16 protein-coding genes are annotated in these 15115 nt (G+C 69.3%); 8 read left to right on the plus strand and 8 right to left on the minus strand.

Translation table 11 applies throughout. The features are described from left to right. Positions 1–68: 68 nt before the first annotated feature. From FXF68_RS06165 to FXF68_RS06195, 7 genes are all read right to left on the minus strand, one after another. Complete coding sequence (locus FXF68_RS06165; RefSeq protein WP_148757879.1) at positions 69–716, minus strand: DUF4360 domain-containing protein; 648 nt, start codon at positions 714–716, stop codon at positions 69–71. 472 nt (positions 717–1188) lie between these two features. Then, entirely contained in the window at positions 1189–1647 is a 459-nt protein-coding gene (locus FXF68_RS06170; RefSeq protein WP_148757880.1) for a hypothetical protein, read from the minus strand. Positions 1648–1798: 151 nt separating this feature from the next. Then, positions 1799–2431, minus strand: a complete 633-nt coding sequence (locus FXF68_RS06175) for a histidine phosphatase family protein (RefSeq protein ID WP_148757881.1) — start codon at positions 2429–2431, stop codon at positions 1799–1801. Between the two features lie 23 nt (positions 2432–2454). After that, positions 2455–2634, minus strand: a complete 180-nt coding sequence (locus FXF68_RS06180; RefSeq protein WP_246178352.1) for a hypothetical protein — start codon at positions 2632–2634, stop codon at positions 2455–2457. Between the two features lie 44 nt (positions 2635–2678). Next, the gene (locus FXF68_RS06185) at positions 2679–2921 is read right to left on the minus strand and encodes a DUF397 domain-containing protein (RefSeq protein WP_148757883.1); all 243 of its coding nucleotides are present in this window, start codon (positions 2919–2921) and stop codon (positions 2679–2681) included. 38 nt (positions 2922–2959) lie between these two features. After that, complete coding sequence (locus tag FXF68_RS06190) at positions 2960–3145, minus strand: DUF397 domain-containing protein (RefSeq protein ID WP_148757884.1); 186 nt, start codon at positions 3143–3145, stop codon at positions 2960–2962. Continuing rightward, the gene (locus FXF68_RS06195; protein ID WP_187437752.1) at positions 3136–3939 is read right to left on the minus strand and encodes a helix-turn-helix domain-containing protein; all 804 of its coding nucleotides are present in this window, start codon (positions 3937–3939) and stop codon (positions 3136–3138) included. Before FXF68_RS06195 ends, FXF68_RS06190 begins: the two co-directional genes overlap by 10 nt. A gap of 202 nt (positions 3940–4141) precedes the next feature. On the opposite strand from FXF68_RS06195, the gene FXF68_RS06200 reads away from it, so the two are divergent. Together FXF68_RS06200 and FXF68_RS06205 are read left to right on the plus strand one after the other, a co-directional pair. Beyond that, complete coding sequence (locus FXF68_RS06200; RefSeq protein ID WP_148757886.1) at positions 4142–4540, plus strand: ATP-binding protein; 399 nt, start codon at positions 4142–4144, stop codon at positions 4538–4540. Next, complete coding sequence (locus FXF68_RS06205) at positions 4519–4896, plus strand: hypothetical protein (protein WP_187437753.1); 378 nt, start codon at positions 4519–4521, stop codon at positions 4894–4896. The genes FXF68_RS06200 and FXF68_RS06205 overlap by 22 nt, the downstream gene beginning before the upstream one ends. Before the next feature lie 280 nt (positions 4897–5176). Here the strand turns inward: FXF68_RS06205 and galE are convergent, their stop codons facing one another. Then, complete coding sequence (gene galE / locus FXF68_RS06210; protein ID WP_148757888.1) at positions 5177–6181, minus strand: UDP-glucose 4-epimerase GalE; 1005 nt, start codon at positions 6179–6181, stop codon at positions 5177–5179. Between the two features lie 272 nt (positions 6182–6453). Between galE and FXF68_RS06215 the strand changes: the two genes are divergently transcribed. From FXF68_RS06215 to FXF68_RS06240, 6 genes are all read left to right on the plus strand, one after another. Then, positions 6454–7116: a response regulator gene (locus tag FXF68_RS06215; protein ID WP_148757889.1), complete on the plus strand. Its 663-nt coding sequence runs from the start codon at positions 6454–6456 to the stop codon at positions 7114–7116. Positions 7117–7243: 127 nt separating this feature from the next. Then, complete coding sequence (locus FXF68_RS06220) at positions 7244–8644, plus strand: YveK family protein (protein WP_148757890.1); 1401 nt, start codon at positions 7244–7246, stop codon at positions 8642–8644. 97 nt (positions 8645–8741) lie between these two features. After that, positions 8742–9887, plus strand: a complete 1146-nt coding sequence (locus tag FXF68_RS06225) for a DegT/DnrJ/EryC1/StrS family aminotransferase (protein WP_148757891.1) — start codon at positions 8742–8744, stop codon at positions 9885–9887. A 10-nt stretch (positions 9888–9897) separates the two neighbouring features. After that, positions 9898–11091: a polysaccharide biosynthesis protein gene (locus FXF68_RS06230; RefSeq protein ID WP_148757892.1), complete on the plus strand. Its 1194-nt coding sequence runs from the start codon at positions 9898–9900 to the stop codon at positions 11089–11091. A gap of 7 nt (positions 11092–11098) precedes the next feature. Continuing rightward, the gene (locus FXF68_RS06235) at positions 11099–12355 is read left to right on the plus strand and encodes a glycosyltransferase (protein ID WP_148757893.1); all 1257 of its coding nucleotides are present in this window, start codon (positions 11099–11101) and stop codon (positions 12353–12355) included. Further along, positions 12352–15111, plus strand: a complete 2760-nt coding sequence (locus FXF68_RS06240; protein WP_148757894.1) for an O-antigen ligase family protein — start codon at positions 12352–12354, stop codon at positions 15109–15111. The genes FXF68_RS06235 and FXF68_RS06240 overlap by 4 nt, the downstream gene beginning before the upstream one ends. Positions 15112–15115 lie beyond the last annotated feature (4 nt).

The raw sequence follows: 15115 nt of genomic DNA on the forward strand, positions 1-15115 counted from the left end.
CAGACCACTCCCTCACGCATGGACCCTTGTCCCTTCCGTAGGAAGTTGCTTGGAGACGGGCGGCCCGATTACGGGCAGGTCTTCCAGGTGTAGCGGTAGGTCGTCTTGATGGTGTTGTCGAGGGAGTCCACACCGACGAAGCTGACCTTCGTCTTGTCGGTCCCCGGCTCTACCCGCACTTCGGTCTTGATGTTGAAGAACCGCTCCTCGCCGCATGGCGACCATACGAGCTGCGTGAACGTCACGGCGTCGTTGAACTGCCAGTTCTTCTTGATGGGGCCGGTGAGGGGATGTGAGGTCTCCGCGGTCTCCGGATGGCCCATGAAGTAGTAGCTGGCGACCTGTGTGCCGCTCGCCCCGGATAGCAGGGAGGCGTAGCCCCGGTGTTCCGTCGTCGAGACGGCGTAGCTGAACCCATGCGGGACGTGGACGTTCAGGATGAGCTGGCAGCTCTTGCGGGCTTCGACGGGCGAGACCGTACCGCCCGCCTGGGCGATGTACTTGGCGTAGGTGACCGTGAACGAGTCGGCGGAGGACGCTATGGCGGGCGAGGCGCTGTCCTTCGGACAACCACTGCCGTTGTAGCTTATGACATCGATGGTGATTCCGGTCGGGCCGTGAGCCAGCAGATGCTCGGACGCGGCGGCGGGCGTGACCGACGCGGCGGTCATGGCTAACGCTGCGGCAGCCGTGGATAAGGCGATCCCTTTGCGCATGCTATTCCTTACTCGGGGGAGACGTGGGAGACGGCGTCGGGTATCTGGGGTGAACGGACGTCGCCGTTGAAGACAGATCCGGGATCTACTTGAATAGTAACTTTTATGGTCAAGTACCGTCAATCAGAGCTTTTCAACTTTCCGACATGCGGCAATTGCCAGGTGGAGTCGGGTCTCATCTCGCCTTGATCATCGATTATCGAGCGTCAATGCCGACTCTTTGACAAAGAACCGTTCCAAGTAGCCTTTCAAGATCACTATAGGGCTATGAGCAGGAAGTTCACACGTTCACAAACGGCCGGAAGTGGTCGCAGCGCCCTCCATGGAGCGCTCCCGTGCCATCTCTTTAACAGACGCCGGTCGGTGCGGCCGACTTACCCGGATTGCAGGTCCCCACGCGCCGCCGTACCCGGCGCGTGGGACCGACTTCCATCACTCGCCGCCGACCAATTCGCCGGTCAATCCAGCCGAGTCACTGGTTGCCGCAAATGACGTAACGTCCCTGGGTCGGGGTTTCCCTGCCGTCGATGTCGCCGATGCTCAGGGTCACGACGTACTCCATGCCGCCGAGGCACCTGAACGTGTATTCCGCGGTCCGGGTTTCGTTCCAGAATCTCAGTACCGGGTCGAAGAATGTGAGGTTGACCTTGAATTTCGGAGTGAACGGGGCCTTGCCTCCGACCCATTCTGCCTTACAGAAGATTACTGTCTTTCCCTCCTGGACTTTCGACGAGCACGCGAACGACTTGATGACGAAGTCGGAGGCGGCCGCGGCCCGGTTCGTCGTGCCGAGCGTCGTGGTGCTCTGCACGATGCGCGCGGTCGGCCCCGACGCGTCTGACTGGGGAGCGTAGGCCCCGACCATCGCGACGAGCGCGAGGAACACCGCCGTCAGAAGGGTCGCCGGCGCGAGGACGGTTCTTCGGCTCATGGGCTTTCCTTTTCGCTGGTCACGGACGATTCAGCGGCGGAAACGTGAACCGCCGGTCATGGTTCGCGCGAGACCGGCGAGCGGATGACGTGCGGGGACGCCTGCATCTGGCGCTGCTCAAACGAGCATCGGCCCGTTGGGGGCTGTGCTGTCACGGGGCGTGACGATGTTCGGCGGGCGCGTCTGCTTCGGGCCAGGCTGGGCAGTGCCAGGCTTGACCGTCCCACTCGACCAGGAAGGGGCGGGCGTGGGGCAGGGGCGTGCCCCAGACCTGGGAGCCGAGGGCGCATAGTCGTGCGAGCGTGATGGTGAGGCTCGCGACATGGCCGACTACGACAACGGTCTCCCCGGGGTGGGCTGCGGCGATCTTCCTGAGGGTCGCCGTCATGCGGGCGAGGACGTCGTGTCCCGTCTCGCCGTCTGAGACCCGTTGGTCTAAGTTCTGCTGGACGATCCAGGCGTGAAGAACCTCTGCGGTTCGTGCGCGGATCGCCGGATCGGTGGTTCCCTCGTGCCTGCCGATGCCGACCTCGTTCAGCTCTGGCATCGCCGTGACGGTGAGAGCTGGCAGGGACGTCAGGTGCTCTGCGGTCTGCCTTGCCCGGACCCCCGTGCTGGAGTAGATCTGGGTGATCGGCTCGTCTGCGAGTAGCCGAGCTGCCGCGAGGGCTTGGTGGCGACCGCGCTCGGTCAATGGCGCGGCCGGAACGACTCCGGCGGTGCCGGTGATGACGTTCGCCGATTCGGCGTGCCGCAGGCACCAGATGCGAAGGCGATCGCTCATGCGGCTTGTCCCTCGGGCGGGCTCTAGGCGCGGTGGCGGCGGAGCGTCCAGAAGAGCCAGTTTCCGGTGCTGGAGCAGGACGCCACGTCCCAGCCCTGACTGCCGAGATCGGAGAGTAGGGTCACTATCTCCTTGTGGTTGCCGTGATACATCTCCTCGTAGTCCCCGGGAAGGTTGACCTGGATGGTCTCCTGGTCCCACAACCACTCGATAGTGCCGAACTCATAGGTGAAGATCGCTAGCTCCGTTAGAGGTTCTTGAGGGCGTTAGCAAAGTTCCGGAAGTCGCTGGCGCTGAGGATGAGTTTGGGACCGTCGGGATCCTTGCTGTCGCGGAACGCCACGATGTTCGGGGCACCAGCAACCTCGACACAGTTGTCACCCTCTGCCGTGCTCCGCGAAGCTTTGCGCCACACCCCGACTTCAATGCAAGCGTCTCCATCAGCGTGACTCCGCGATGCCTTGCGCCAGATGACGTTACTCAGATTCATGTCGCCTCATGACTTTGCTTACTAATCAACAAGCCGGGCTAGATGTTCTTGAGGACGTTGGCGAGGTTCCGGAAGTCACTGTTGCTGATGATGAGCTTGGGCCCATTGGGGTCCTTGCTGTCACGGAACGCCACGATGTATGGGGCCCCAGCAACCTCGACGCAATTGTCGTTCTGGACTGTGCTGCGTGAAGCTTTGCGCCATGCGGCTTTGGTCAGGTCCATCTCTCGTCAATCACCCTTCTAATCAACGCTCGGCTCTCCCTCACGTTGAGGGCCTCTGCCTGAAGACTAGCGAACGTTTCGTTCAGAGTGGCTAGGTCTGCCGGGTCTGCGCTGGTCACACCTTTCGTCGCGGTGACGATGTACGTGGCCTCGCGACGGTCCGCCTGGGTCGCGATCGCGAAGGCAGCCCGCGCCTCCTCTACGTAGACGGTCGGGAGGATCTGGAGCCGGATGCCGTCTCGATACGACAGTTCAACGAGGTATTCAAGTTGCTCCCGCATGACGTCCACTGCGCCGACCTGCCTAAGCAGGATGCTCTCCTCCAGGACCACGAAGATCTTGGGCGCCGGGGCGCTCAGGACCTGCTTCTGCCTCTTCATCCTGGTGGCAACGGCTTCGGGGCTCTTGAGGATTGCGCTCGCGTAAGCTTCGCTCTGAAACAGCCCATTCACTATGTGCGTCTCGTAGACGCGGATCACGTTGGCTGTCAACTCCGCCTTCGGGAAGTCGACGAAGTGGGTGGCATACTTGATCGACTTGATCGCCTCGACCAGGTCGTTCCATGCCTCCACGATCTCACCGTTCGCATGCAGCGCACCGTCCAGCCGCTTGGCGAAGTCGAGGCGGCAGCGGGTCTTGCCGCGTTCGACATGGCTGATGTAGGCGCGCGAGACTCGTACCAGTGTGGCCAGTTCCGTCTGGTTGAGTCCTGCCGCTTCGCGCAACCGCCTGACTTCTAAGCCGAAGGTCCGGAGTTCGGGGCTGTCTTTGCTGTTGTGACTGCTGTCGGCCATCTTGATCTCCCGTCCTAGGCGCAACTTCGTCGCTAACAAATGCAACCGGAATGCGGGTGCTGCCGCAGTCATCAGTAACGTACGCCTTCTTGTGGCTTCATGGTGTTCGTTCAGTAACAGAGGGTGATTGCGGCGGGTACTTCTGGTTTGGGGTGTTGGGCCCGTTCGGGATCAGCCGTTGTCCAGGCTGGAGGGGTCACCGATGCCAGCGGTACTGGTCGCGCCGGAGTCACCGGCGCTTGTTCTGGAGTCGTCCGAGTACGCGCCTGCGAAAGCGCGGCGCTACCTGACGCAGCGGTTCGCCGAGCTCGGGCTTGGCGACGACTTCGTGGGGCGCGTCGTCGTCACCGAGCTGGTGACCAACGCTTACAAGCACGTCGGGGTCGGGCGCATCATTGTGCGCGTCCTGCCGGATGTCGGCCTCGACCTCACGGTCATCGAGGTGTGGGACGAGGGGATCGCGCAGCCCGTGGTCCGGAGCGAGAACGACGACGCGGAGGACGGGCGCGGGTTGTTGCTGATGGCGCAGCTCGTCCACGACTGGGGTGTCCGGCGGATCGGCGGGGAGGGCAAGGTCGTATGGGCCCGCTGCGCTCGATGAACCGCGAAAGCGGTCGGCGGTTGCTGCGGTGGCGCGGGCGGCCGGGACGCGGCGCGGTCGTCGGGCATCTCGACGGGCTCGCGGTCGCTCTCGCGTCCAAGGGATACCGGCATATCAAGCTCTATCAAGCCGCCGAACTCCCGGGGCGTCCGCTGCTGTTGTGGGTGTTCGTGTTCGGCGTGCAGGGGCATGTGCGGGTCGCTGTTACCGTTCGCGCTATGGACGGTGGGGCCTGGGCCTATTACGAGGCCCGGCGCGGCGAGTACGGATACTTGTGCCCGTGCGGTGATGCTCAATACGCCGCTGAGCGGGTCGATGCTCTCCTGAAACACCGAATGTTTCCGTCCACCTGGTAGGGGCGGAGAGCGATGATGTCCCGTGTCTCTGGTTCCTGGGGCCGCCTTTGGGACGGTGTTTGCAGCGCCTCGTTATGGGCGTTCGTTCCCGACCGGCGTGTTGACCCTCGGACCGCAAGCGAGCTGGCCGAAAGGCTTTGTGAGGCCCTTTCCCAGGATGCGCGGCGGCCGGATGGGACTTGGGCTGGACGACCTTTCCGGCGGCGGAGATGAGCGCGCCGCCGGCCTGTTCGGTCCATCCGCTCCGTGGAAGGACCGAACAGGCCCGTGCGGGCGGGTCTCAGGCCACGTCCAGGTCGCGGCGCCTCTCGGCCCATTGGAGGGAATGGCGGATGGCGTCCTCGATGGTGTATTCGGGCTTCCAGCCGAGCAGTTCCAGGGCCTTCGCCGGGTTCACGAAGGCGCCGACGACGTCGCCGGGACGGGCCGGGGCGTCCACCGCCTGGAAACCGTCGCCGACGACTTCGCGGAAAGCGGCCACCAGTTCGCGGACGGTCGTCCCATCGCCGGTGCCCAGGTTGATCACCTGGTAGCGGGGCGTGTCGCCGAGCGGCGGGACGATCGCGTCGAAGCGGTTGACCGACTCGTAGAAGGCTCGGGCGATGTCCCACACGTGGATGTAGTCGCGGATCGCGGTGCCGTCGCGGGTCTCCCAGTCCACTCCGGTGATCGTGAACGGGACGCCGTTGGTGTGGCACTCGATCATCTTGCCGAGCGCGTGCGTGGGCTTGCTGTTCTGCAGGCCGGTGCGCAGCCGCGGGTCGGCGCCGATCGGGTTCAGGTAGCGGAGGGAGATCACCCTCAGGTCATAAGCCTTGCAGAAGTCCTGCAACAGCAGCTCCGCCATCATCTTCGAGCGGGTGTACGGGTTCTGCGGTTCGAGCTCGGACGTCTCGGTGACCGACAGGTCGGGCTCGGGACGGTACATCCCGGCGGTGGACGCGAAGATCATCCGGTTGCAGCCGTTGCGGACGAGGTGCCCGGCGAGGTCGAGGGTCTTGGACAGGTTGACCCGGTAGTACCGGAGCGGGTCCGTCATCGAGTCGGGCACGACGATCAGCGCCGCGCAGTGGACGGTCGCGGCGATGTCGGGATGGTCGCGGAAGATCTCGTCGACGAGGTCGCCGTCGCCGATGTCGCCCCGGTAGAAGATCTTCCCGTCGGCGAACTCGGAGCGGCCCGTGACCAGGCTGTCGAGCACCACGGGTGTGACGCCGCGTTCGGCGAAGGCGGAGGCGATGGTGCTGCCGATGAATCCGGCTCCCCCGGTGATCAGGACTTTCATTTGTTCCCCTGGTACGGCCAGTACGTCCCCTAATCGGTCACGGCCAGGATCAGCAGGCGATCGCGGTCGGTCAACGGCCGGAACTCCAGGTGACCGGGACCGGACGAGGGTGAACCCGGCGGCGCGGGGCGGCGTCCGCGCACGCGACCTCCGCGCGCGTCGCCCGCGCGGAACGGAGGTGCGCGAAACAACCCGAACCCCGCCGGAACAGGACGGACGCAGTACAGCATTTGCAGGATCCGCCGCGCGTCCGCAGCGGTCATCTTCGGTGCATGGAACCGATCCGCGTCCTCATCGTGGACGATCACGCGCTCTTCGCCGAGGCGCTCGCCGCCCGGCTCGGACGCGAGCCAGACCTCGTGATCCTGCCGATCGCCGCCGACGTGCGGCGCGCCCTCGCGCTCGTCGCCACCGAGCGCCCGCGGGTGCTCGTCCTCGACCTGACGCTGGGCGCGGAGAGCGGCTTCGACGTGCTGGAACAGGTCAGCGAGACGCATCCGGACGTCCGGGTCGTGGTGCTGACCGCGACGAGCGGGCTGGACGCGCTGGTGCAGGCCGTCCGGGGCGGCGCGGTGGGCTGGCTGGAGAAGACCGAGGGCGCCGACATGGTCGCCCGGGTGATCAGGTCGGCGGCGCGCAAGGGCGGGTGGATCCCGCCGGACGTGCTGGGCGAGGTCCTGCGGCGGCTCCGCACCGAGGAGGCCGCGCCGGACGCCGGGGCGCAACTGCTGGCGGAGCTGACGCCGCGCGAGCGCGAGGTCCTCCAGTGCATGGTGGACGGCCTCGGCCGCGCCGAGATCGCGGACCGGCTCGGGCTGTCGGCGAACACCGTCCGGACACACACGCAGAACTTGCTGGCGAAGCTCGACCTGCATTCCGCGCTGGAGGCGATCACGCTCGCGATGCGCGCCGGTATGCGCCCGTCGCACCGGTAGGCCGGAAACCGGTGGGCCCGAACCGGTGGGCCCTGGTGCAAACAGCGTAGGCCGGGGTCGTCTTTTGGGCGATTGCGGCGAATAGCCGCGTTCCTACGCTCGCCGTGACGAAGCCGGAGGAATGATCGTGGAGATCGACGAAGTCGCGGCGCGGGTGGTCCGCACCTACTGGGCGCTGCTGCTGGTCATGACGGTTCTCCCGTTGACGCTGGTGGCGCTGCTGATGAGCGGGCAGGAGCCGCCGTCGGTGGCGAAGTCGCGGCTGCAGGCGAGCAGCAAGGCGACGGACGCGGCGCCCGGGGACGCGGGCGTGAGCATCGTGGTCAGCCAGGTGAAGGCGTTCGCGACCAGCGAGAACCTGCTGTCCAGGGTGGTGCGCGCGCAGCGTGTGGACCGTTCGACGGCGAAGGTCGCGAAGGCGATCGGCGTGACCGGTCTCGGCACGTCCACGGTCGTCGAGCTGTCGGTGAAGGACGCCGATCCCGCCGTCGCGCGGAAGCTGACCGACGCGATCGGCACGGAGGTCGTCCGGGAGATCAACCAGTCGAACCAGGGATCGATCAAGCAGCAGATCGACGAGATCGACGCGCGGGTCCGGACGCTGGAGCGGCGGCTCGGCCCGCTGTCGCGGCGGGCGGGCGCGCAGCCGAACCCGGACATCGGCGCGGCGAACGAGCGGGAGCGCGTCCAGGCGGAGCTGACCGACCTGCGCTCGAACCGCTCCGACCTGCAGACGCAGCTCATGTCGGCGGGAACGGCGTCGGTCGTCCAGCCCGCGGTGCTCGCGCCGAAGTCGGACCCGGTGGTGATGATGTCCGCCATCGCCGGCCTCGTCGGGCTGATCGGCGGGATCCTGATCGCGGTGGTCGCGGAGATGGTCCGGCCGACGATCCCGGGGCAGCGGCGGGTCGCGCGGCGGCTCGGGGTGCCGCTGCTCGGCTGGGCCGACCAGGGACCCGCGCAGCTCGCCGACCTCGGCCGCCGCGTCCGGCTCGCCGCGAAGAAGGAGGGCGTCGGACGGGTCACGCTGGTCGGCGCGCCCGGCCCGCTGCCCGCCGAGCTGGTGTCGTCGGTGGCGGCGGCCGTGTACGGGGACGCGACGAAGGTCGTCACCACCACCACCGCCCAGCCGGGACGCGACGAAGACGACGGCAATGACGACGACGGGCCGTCCGGGAAGGGCGGCGACGGGCCGTCGCTGAACAGCAGCGGGTCCACCGGGAAGAGCACGTCGGTGGTGCGGGCGCGGCCGGGGACGGCGGTGCTGGCGAAGAAGCCCGCCGCCGTGACGTCGACGGAGACCACGCAGCCCGTCCCGGTCCGGCAGCTGTGCCACGTGCACGCCTTCGAGGACATCGACCCCGGCGCCGACGACGAGGTCGGCGTGGTGGTGGCGGTCGGCCCGGTGACGACGGTCGCCGGGCTGGAGACGGTGCGGGACCTGGTCGCCGCGTCCGGGTGGCCGCTGCTCGGGGTCGTCGGCACGTCCCGCAAGTCCGCGACGCCGAGGAAACGCCGCGTCCCGTAGAGCCCGCGTCCCGTAAGAGCCCGCGTCCCCTAGGAGCCGCTCCCGTAAGCACCGCGTCCGTAGAGCCTTCTCGTTCCGCTAGATCAAGGGGTGGTCCATGAGTTCGTCCGTTCCGTTCACGGTCCCGTCGGTGGCCGGCGAGGTGTCCGACGCCGTCGTCAAGGTGCTCGACTCGGGATGGATCACGACGGGGCCGCAGACGGCCGCGTTCGAGCAGGAGTTCGCCGACTACCTCGGCGCCGCGCACGTGGTGATGGTCGCGTCCTGCACGACGGCGATCGAACTGTGCCTGCGCGCGCTCGACCTGCCGCCCGGCTCGGTCGTTCTGACCCCCAGCCTGACGTTCTGCGGCGCGATCAACGCGATCCTGCACGCGGGGCACCGGCCCGTGCTGGTGGACATCGACGAGGACACGCTCGTCCCGAGCCCGGCGACCGTCGCGGCCGCGGCGGAACGCTCCCGGCCGGCGGCGATGATCGTCCAGAACCAGGGCGGGTACCCGGTGGACGTCGCCGCGCTGGCCGAGGCGGCGGGCCTCGACCGGAGCCGGGTCGTCGAGGACGCGGCGCACGGGCCCGGCGCGCAGCGGGACGGCAAGCCGGTCGGGTCGGAGTCGCAGGCCGCGTGCTTCTCCTTCTACGCGACGAAGAACATGCCGATCGGCGAGGGCGGCGCGGTGGCGTCCGCCGACCAGGAGTTCGCCGACCGGGTCCGCGCGATGCGCATGCACGGGATGAGCAAGGACTCCTGGAAGCGCTACCTGCCCGGCGGGAGCTGGCGGTACGACGTGAAGACGGTCGGGCTGAAGGCGAACATGACGGACGTCCAGTCCGCGATCGGGCGGGCGCAACTCGCCGCGCTGCCCGGCTGGCAGAAGGAGCGCGCCGACCTCGTCGCCCGCTACGACTCGGCGCTCCACGGACTTCCGGGGCTCGTCCTGCCGCAGCGGAACCTCGACGGCGTCACGCACGCCTGGCACCTCTACCAGGTCCGCGTCCAGGACCGGGACGCGATCAGCGCGGAGCTCGAAGCGGCGGGCGTCGCGACGTCCGTGCACTTCATCCCGGCGAACCAGATGACCGCCTACCAGGCGATCCTCGGCGCGGAGGAGTGCGCGGCGGTGCCGGTCACCGACCGGGTCGGTGAGGAACTGCTGTCGCTGCCGCTGTATCCGGGGCTGTCGGCGGACGGGCAGGACCGGGTCGTCGCCGCGCTCACCGAGGCGCTGCGGACCCGGGGCTGAGGGGCCGACCGTGCGCAGGTTCCTGCCGCGCCGCGCCGCGGCCCCGCCGCCGCCGGCGCCCGTCCCGGTCAGCCCGCTGGCGCTGCTGATGGGACGGGACGAGGTCGTCCTCGCGGGCGACCGCGGGCGGCGGCTCGTGCGCGGCCGGCGGGTGCTCGTGACCGGGGCGTGCGGCACGATCGGCCGCGCCCTGTGCCGCCAGGTCGGACGGCTGGAACCGGCGTCGCTGTGCCTCGCCGACAAGGACGGCGAGGCCCTGGAGCGGCTCGGCGCGGCGTGCCTCGCGGACCCGGCGTGCGGTCCGGTGACGCTCGCCGAGGTGGACGTCCGGGACGGGGCGGGCGTCGCCGGGCTCGTCCGGGACGCCCGCCCCGACCTGGTGTTCCACACCGCCGGGCGGAGCGACCTCACCGACGTCGAGCGGGACCCGTGCGGCGGCGTCGCCGCGAACGTCCTCGGCACCCGGCACGTCATCGACTGCGCGGTGCGGCACGACGTGCGGCGGCTCGTCTTCGTGTCGTCGGACAAGGCCGCCGACCCGACGTCGGTGCTCGGCGCGACGATGCGGCTCGGGGAACTGCTGCTGCGGACGGCGACCGGCGGCCCGACCTGCTTCGCCGCCGTCCGCGTCGGGAACGTGATCGGCGAGGCGGAGCCGCTGCTCAGCCTGCTCGCGCACCGGATCTCGTCCGGCGAGACCGTCACCATCACCCACCCCGAGGTGGCGCGCCACTTCATGACGGTGACGGAGGCCGCCGGGCTGCTGATCGAGGCGGCGGCGATGGCGGAGGAGGCGGAGACGTTCGTCCTGGACATGGGACGGCCCGTCCCGGTGGTCGACCTCGTCCACCGGTACGCCGAACAGCTCAGGCTGCCCGAGGTGACGATCCGGTTCAGCGGGCTCGGCCCCGGCGAGAAGCTCGCGGAGAAGGCGTTCGCCGACTCCGAGCGGCGGCTGCGCACCGCGCACCCGAAGATCTGGGCGACCCGCCCCGCCGCGCCGCCCGCCGGGCTGCCCCAGCTCCTGGACGAGCTGGAGGACGCGGCCGGGGCGGGCGACGACGACGCCGTCCGGCTGCTGCTGCGCCGCCTGCTCCCCGAGTACCACCCCGTCCGGCGCCCGGCGCCCGCCGGCGACCCGCGGCCGCCCGCGCCGTCGCGGCTCTGCGACGCCGGGTGCAGCCCCGATCCTCCCCGCCTGTGAGGTGCCCGTGAGTACAACCAGGAAGCTCAGAGTCGCCACGGTGATCACCCGGTTCAACGGGGGCGCCGGGCAGGTCGCGCTGAACGGCGCGCTGGCCCTGCCCGAGGGCGACTACGAGCGCGCGATCGTCACCGGCGGCGTCGGCATGGACAGCAAGGCGCGCGGTTCCGGCCCGGCCTCCCCGGATTCCGCCGCCCCGTCCGCGCGAAACGGCGTCCTCTACGGGGACGATGCCGTCGCGAACGCCGCCGCCGGTGACCTCACCCCGCGGGCGCACGCCGCCGGGATGGAGATCGTGCAGGTCGGGCCGCTGGTCCCGCAGATCTCGCCGCGCGACGACATGGCCGCGTTGAAGACGCTGACCCGGGTGCTCGCGGAGGGGCGGTACGACGTCGTCCACACGCACAGCGCGAAGGGCGGCGTGATCGGACGGGTCGCGGCGGCGCGGGCGGGCGTCCCGCGCATCGTGCACACCTGGCACGGGTTCCCGTTCAACGAGTTCCAGTCGTGGCCGCGCCGACGCCTATACATACGCCTCGAACGGATCGCCGCGAAGCGCACCGACGCCTTCCTCGCGATCGGGTCGGAGACGGTGACGACCGCGCTGCGCCTCGGCCTGACGACGCCGGAGCGGGTGCGGCTGTCGTGGCCCGCCGTGGACGTCGCCGCGTACGCGACCGCGCCCGGGTCCCGCGCGCAGGCGCGCCGCCGCCTCGACCTGCCGCTCGGCGTGAAGGTCGTCGGGTCGGTCGGGCGGCTGACGTTCCAGAAGGGCCCGGAGATCTTCGCGAAGGCGATCGCGCGGCTGCCGGACGACGTGTTCGGCCTGTGGGTCGGCGGCGGCCCGATGGCGGACGAGCTGGCGGAGCTGACCGCGAAGCTCGGCGTCGGCGACCGGATGCGCTGGCTCGGGCACCGCGACGACGTCGCCGACGTGCTGCCCGCGTTCGACGTGATGGCGATGGCCAGCCGGTGGGAGGGCCTGCCGTGCGTGCTGGTCGAGGCGATCGGGGCGGGGATACCGCTGGTCGCGACGGCCGTCCCGTCCAACCAGGACCTTGTGCTCGCGGGCGAGACGGGGATGCTCGTCCGGCCCGAGGACCCGGAGGGGCTCGCCGGGGCGATCTCCGCGCTGCTCGACGACCCGTCCGCCGCCGCGCGGATGGCGGAGCGGGCACGGGAGCGGGTCGGGGACTGGTTCTCGCCCGCGCACCTCGGCGTCGTCCTGGACGAGACCTACCGAGGGAGCTCGCACCGCCCATGACCGCGACGATCGACGCCCCGGCCCGCCCCTTCGCGGAGGGCGCGCCGCCCTTGAAGCGGCGGCTGCGGACGACGTCCGTGGTGCTGGTCGCGGGCATCGCCTCGCTGCCGCTGCTGATGCCCGCCGGGCTCCCGCCCGGACCGGGGAACACGGGGCTGCCGGACGTCGCGCTCATCGGGGTCACCGCGACCATGCTGCTGTGGGCGGGGACGCGGCGGCTGCCGGTCCGGTGGCCGTTCCTGCTGCCCACGCTGCTGACGATCATCGCGGGCGGGATCGCCGCCGTCGTCAACGACGCGGGCGCGCTCACCCTCGTCAAGGACCTGTTCGTGCTGCTCTGGGCGGTGAGCATCGCGAACCTCGGACGCGACCCTTCGCTGCTGAAGGTCGCGCTGCGCGCGTTCGTCTGGATCGGCACGTTCTACGCGCTCGTGATGATCGTCGGTTTCGTGCTGGGGATCGAGGCGCTGTCGGGCAAGCAGGTCGACGGCGAGCGCGCGATGTTCACGTTCGGCGACGCGAACTACGCCTCCAACTGGTTCATCTGCGTCTACTTCATCGCGCGGGCGACACGGTTCCCGGCCACGCCATGGCGGCGCCGGACGGTCTGCGGCGTGCTGCTCGCCGCCGAGATCCTCACCGGCTCGAACGGCGGGCTCCTCGCGCTGGTCGCCGCGATCCTGCTCGGGTACCTGTTCCGGCTGTTTCGCGAAGGGAAGGCGCACCACGCGATAGCGGTCGGCGCGCTCGCCGTCTTCGTCGGAGGCGGCGGCGTCGCGGTCGTGACGACGGTGGACATCCAGCCGTTGCTGGACCGGGCCAGCGAGGCGTCCCCGATCCTGCGCGACTCCATCGGACGGACGACCGGGGAGAGCACCAACTCGCGCAGCACCGTCCTCGCCACCACGATCCAGATGATCGAGGACCAGACGCATCCGTGGGGCATCGGGCCGGGCCGGACCGAGGCGGAGATGCTGATCCGGCAGGAGACGTACGTCCGTGAGGCGCACAACGACTACGTCGCGTCCGTGCTGGAGCGCGGGTTCCTGGGTGGCGTCGCGCTGATCCTGCTCGTTTTCGTCCTGCTGTTGAAGTGCGTGCGGATCGCGCGGCGGAACGCGCTGACGCGGGAGTACGCGCGGCTCGTTCCGCGTCCTGAACTGTTCGGCGCGCTGGTCGCGGTCTTCCTCATCTCCGGGTTGTTCTACGAGACATTGCATTACCGGCATGGGTGGGCGTTCTTCGGGTTGATCGCGGCGCTGGATCTGTTCGGACGGCGAGAGGCCGCACCCGAGGCGGTCACCACGAAAAAAGGGCGCAGTGAAATCCGTAGGAGCCACCGGGAGACCGCGCCGCCGGTGACGGCCGTCCTCGAAAAGGAACCCGCACCGGAAAAGGAATCCGCCCCGGAGAAGGAATCCGTTCCGGAGAAGGAATCCGTTCCGGAGAAGGAGCCGGAGGAGGCGAGCGCGGCCAAGCTCAAGCGGCGGCTGATCGCGCTCGTCGCCGGGAACATGGCCGGGCGGATCGGCGCGCTCGCCTCGCTCGGCATCGCGACGATCATGGTGGCGCGGATCGGCGGACCGAAGCTCGTCGGCGCGTTCACGCTGGTCAGGATCCTGCCGGGGCTGCTGTGCCAGTTGTCCAGCGCGGGACTGCCGGGCGCGGCGCCGTTCTTCCTGGCGCGCGACGGCTACGACCAGAGCCGGGTGCGGCCGACGCTCGCCTGGCTGACGGTGATCGGCGCGACGATCTCCGGCGTCGGGTGGCTCGCGCTCAGCCCGCTGGTCTTCCTTGTGTTCTTCAAGTCGTTCGGGTTCTGGGTGACGGTCGCGGCTGCCGTCCCGTCGTTCACGCAGGGATTCGTGTCCGTCGGCAAGGGCCTCCTCCAAGGGACGGACGACCAGCCGGGCGCGAGCCTCGCCATCGCCGTCGAGGAGTTCGTGTTCCTGCCGATCTACCTCGTCCTCCTCACCGGCTGGTACGGGCCGGGCGCGCTGATCGCCGGGCTGGTGCTCGCCGACATCGCGGCCGCCGCGTGGATCGCGCGGCGGCTCGCGCGGCGCGGCTTCTTCGCCGGGTGGGGCCGCCCCGACCCGAAGCTCGGCCGGTCGATCGCCGGGTACGGGTTCCGCGGCTACCTCGGCCAGCTCATCGATCTGCTGCAACTCCGGTTCGACATGGCGCTGCTCGGCGCCCTCGCGGGGCCGAAGGTGCTCGGCGTGTACACGGTCGCGAGCAAGTTCGCGGAACTCGTGCAACTCCCCGGGCTCGCGGTCAACTACGTCCTCTATCCCGACTTCGCGAAGGAAGACCGGGAGACCGCGACGAAACGCACGTCACGGCTGATACTGCCCGCGCTCGGCGTCTCGGCGCTCGCCGCGCTGCCGCTCGCGCTCGTCGCCGGGACCGCGCTGCCCTGGATCTTCGGGGACGTGTTCGACGACGCGGTCGTGCCCACCTACATCCGGCTCGCCGGGGTCGTCACGTTCGGCGTCACCGGGCTGATCATGGCCTACCTGTACGGTGTGGGACGGCCCGGCGCCGCGTCCACCGGGCAGGGCATCGGCCTCATCGTCGTCGTGGTGCTCGGCGCCGTGCTGATCCCGACGCACGGCGCGACCGGCGCGGCGGTCGCCACGTCCCTGTCGTTCGTCGCGACGACGGCGGCGCTGCTGGTCTGGTTCCAGCGCGTCAAGAACACGCCCCCGAAGACCACCTCCGTGAAAACCACGTCTTCTACAGGCAAGGGGTGACCCC

The organism is Actinomadura decatromicini (assembly GCF_008121305.1).
Classification (GTDB): Bacteria; Actinomycetota; Actinomycetes; order Streptosporangiales; family Streptosporangiaceae; genus Spirillospora; species Spirillospora syzygii.

Excerpts from the sequence above, each read along its gene's own strand:
- FXF68_RS06200 (WP_148757886.1), top strand. The coding sequence starts at position 4,142 with ATGCCAGCGGTACTGGTCGCGCCGGAGTCACCGGCGCTTGTTCTGGAG.
- FXF68_RS06175 (WP_148757881.1), bottom strand. The coding sequence starts at position 2,431 with ATGAGCGATCGCCTTCGCATCTGGTGCCTGCGGCACGCCGAATCGGCG.
- FXF68_RS06185 (WP_148757883.1), bottom strand. The coding sequence starts at position 2,921 with ATGAATCTGAGTAACGTCATCTGGCGCAAGGCATCGCGGAGTCACGCT.
- galE (WP_148757888.1), bottom strand. The coding sequence starts at position 6,181 with ATGAAAGTCCTGATCACCGGGGGAGCCGGATTCATCGGCAGCACCATC.
- FXF68_RS06195 (WP_187437752.1), bottom strand. The coding sequence starts at position 3,939 with ATGGCCGACAGCAGTCACAACAGCAAAGACAGCCCCGAACTCCGGACC.
- FXF68_RS06165 (WP_148757879.1), bottom strand. The coding sequence starts at position 716 with ATGCGCAAAGGGATCGCCTTATCCACGGCTGCCGCAGCGTTAGCCATG.
- FXF68_RS06190 (WP_148757884.1), bottom strand. The coding sequence starts at position 3,145 with ATGGACCTGACCAAAGCCGCATGGCGCAAAGCTTCACGCAGCACAGTC.
- FXF68_RS06240 (WP_148757894.1), top strand. The coding sequence starts at position 12,352 with ATGACCGCGACGATCGACGCCCCGGCCCGCCCCTTCGCGGAGGGCGCG.
- FXF68_RS06205 (WP_187437753.1), top strand. The coding sequence starts at position 4,519 with ATGGGCCCGCTGCGCTCGATGAACCGCGAAAGCGGTCGGCGGTTGCTG.
- FXF68_RS06225 (WP_148757891.1), top strand. The coding sequence starts at position 8,742 with ATGAGTTCGTCCGTTCCGTTCACGGTCCCGTCGGTGGCCGGCGAGGTG.
- FXF68_RS06215 (WP_148757889.1), top strand. The coding sequence starts at position 6,454 with ATGGAACCGATCCGCGTCCTCATCGTGGACGATCACGCGCTCTTCGCC.
- FXF68_RS06170 (WP_148757880.1), bottom strand. The coding sequence starts at position 1,647 with ATGAGCCGAAGAACCGTCCTCGCGCCGGCGACCCTTCTGACGGCGGTG.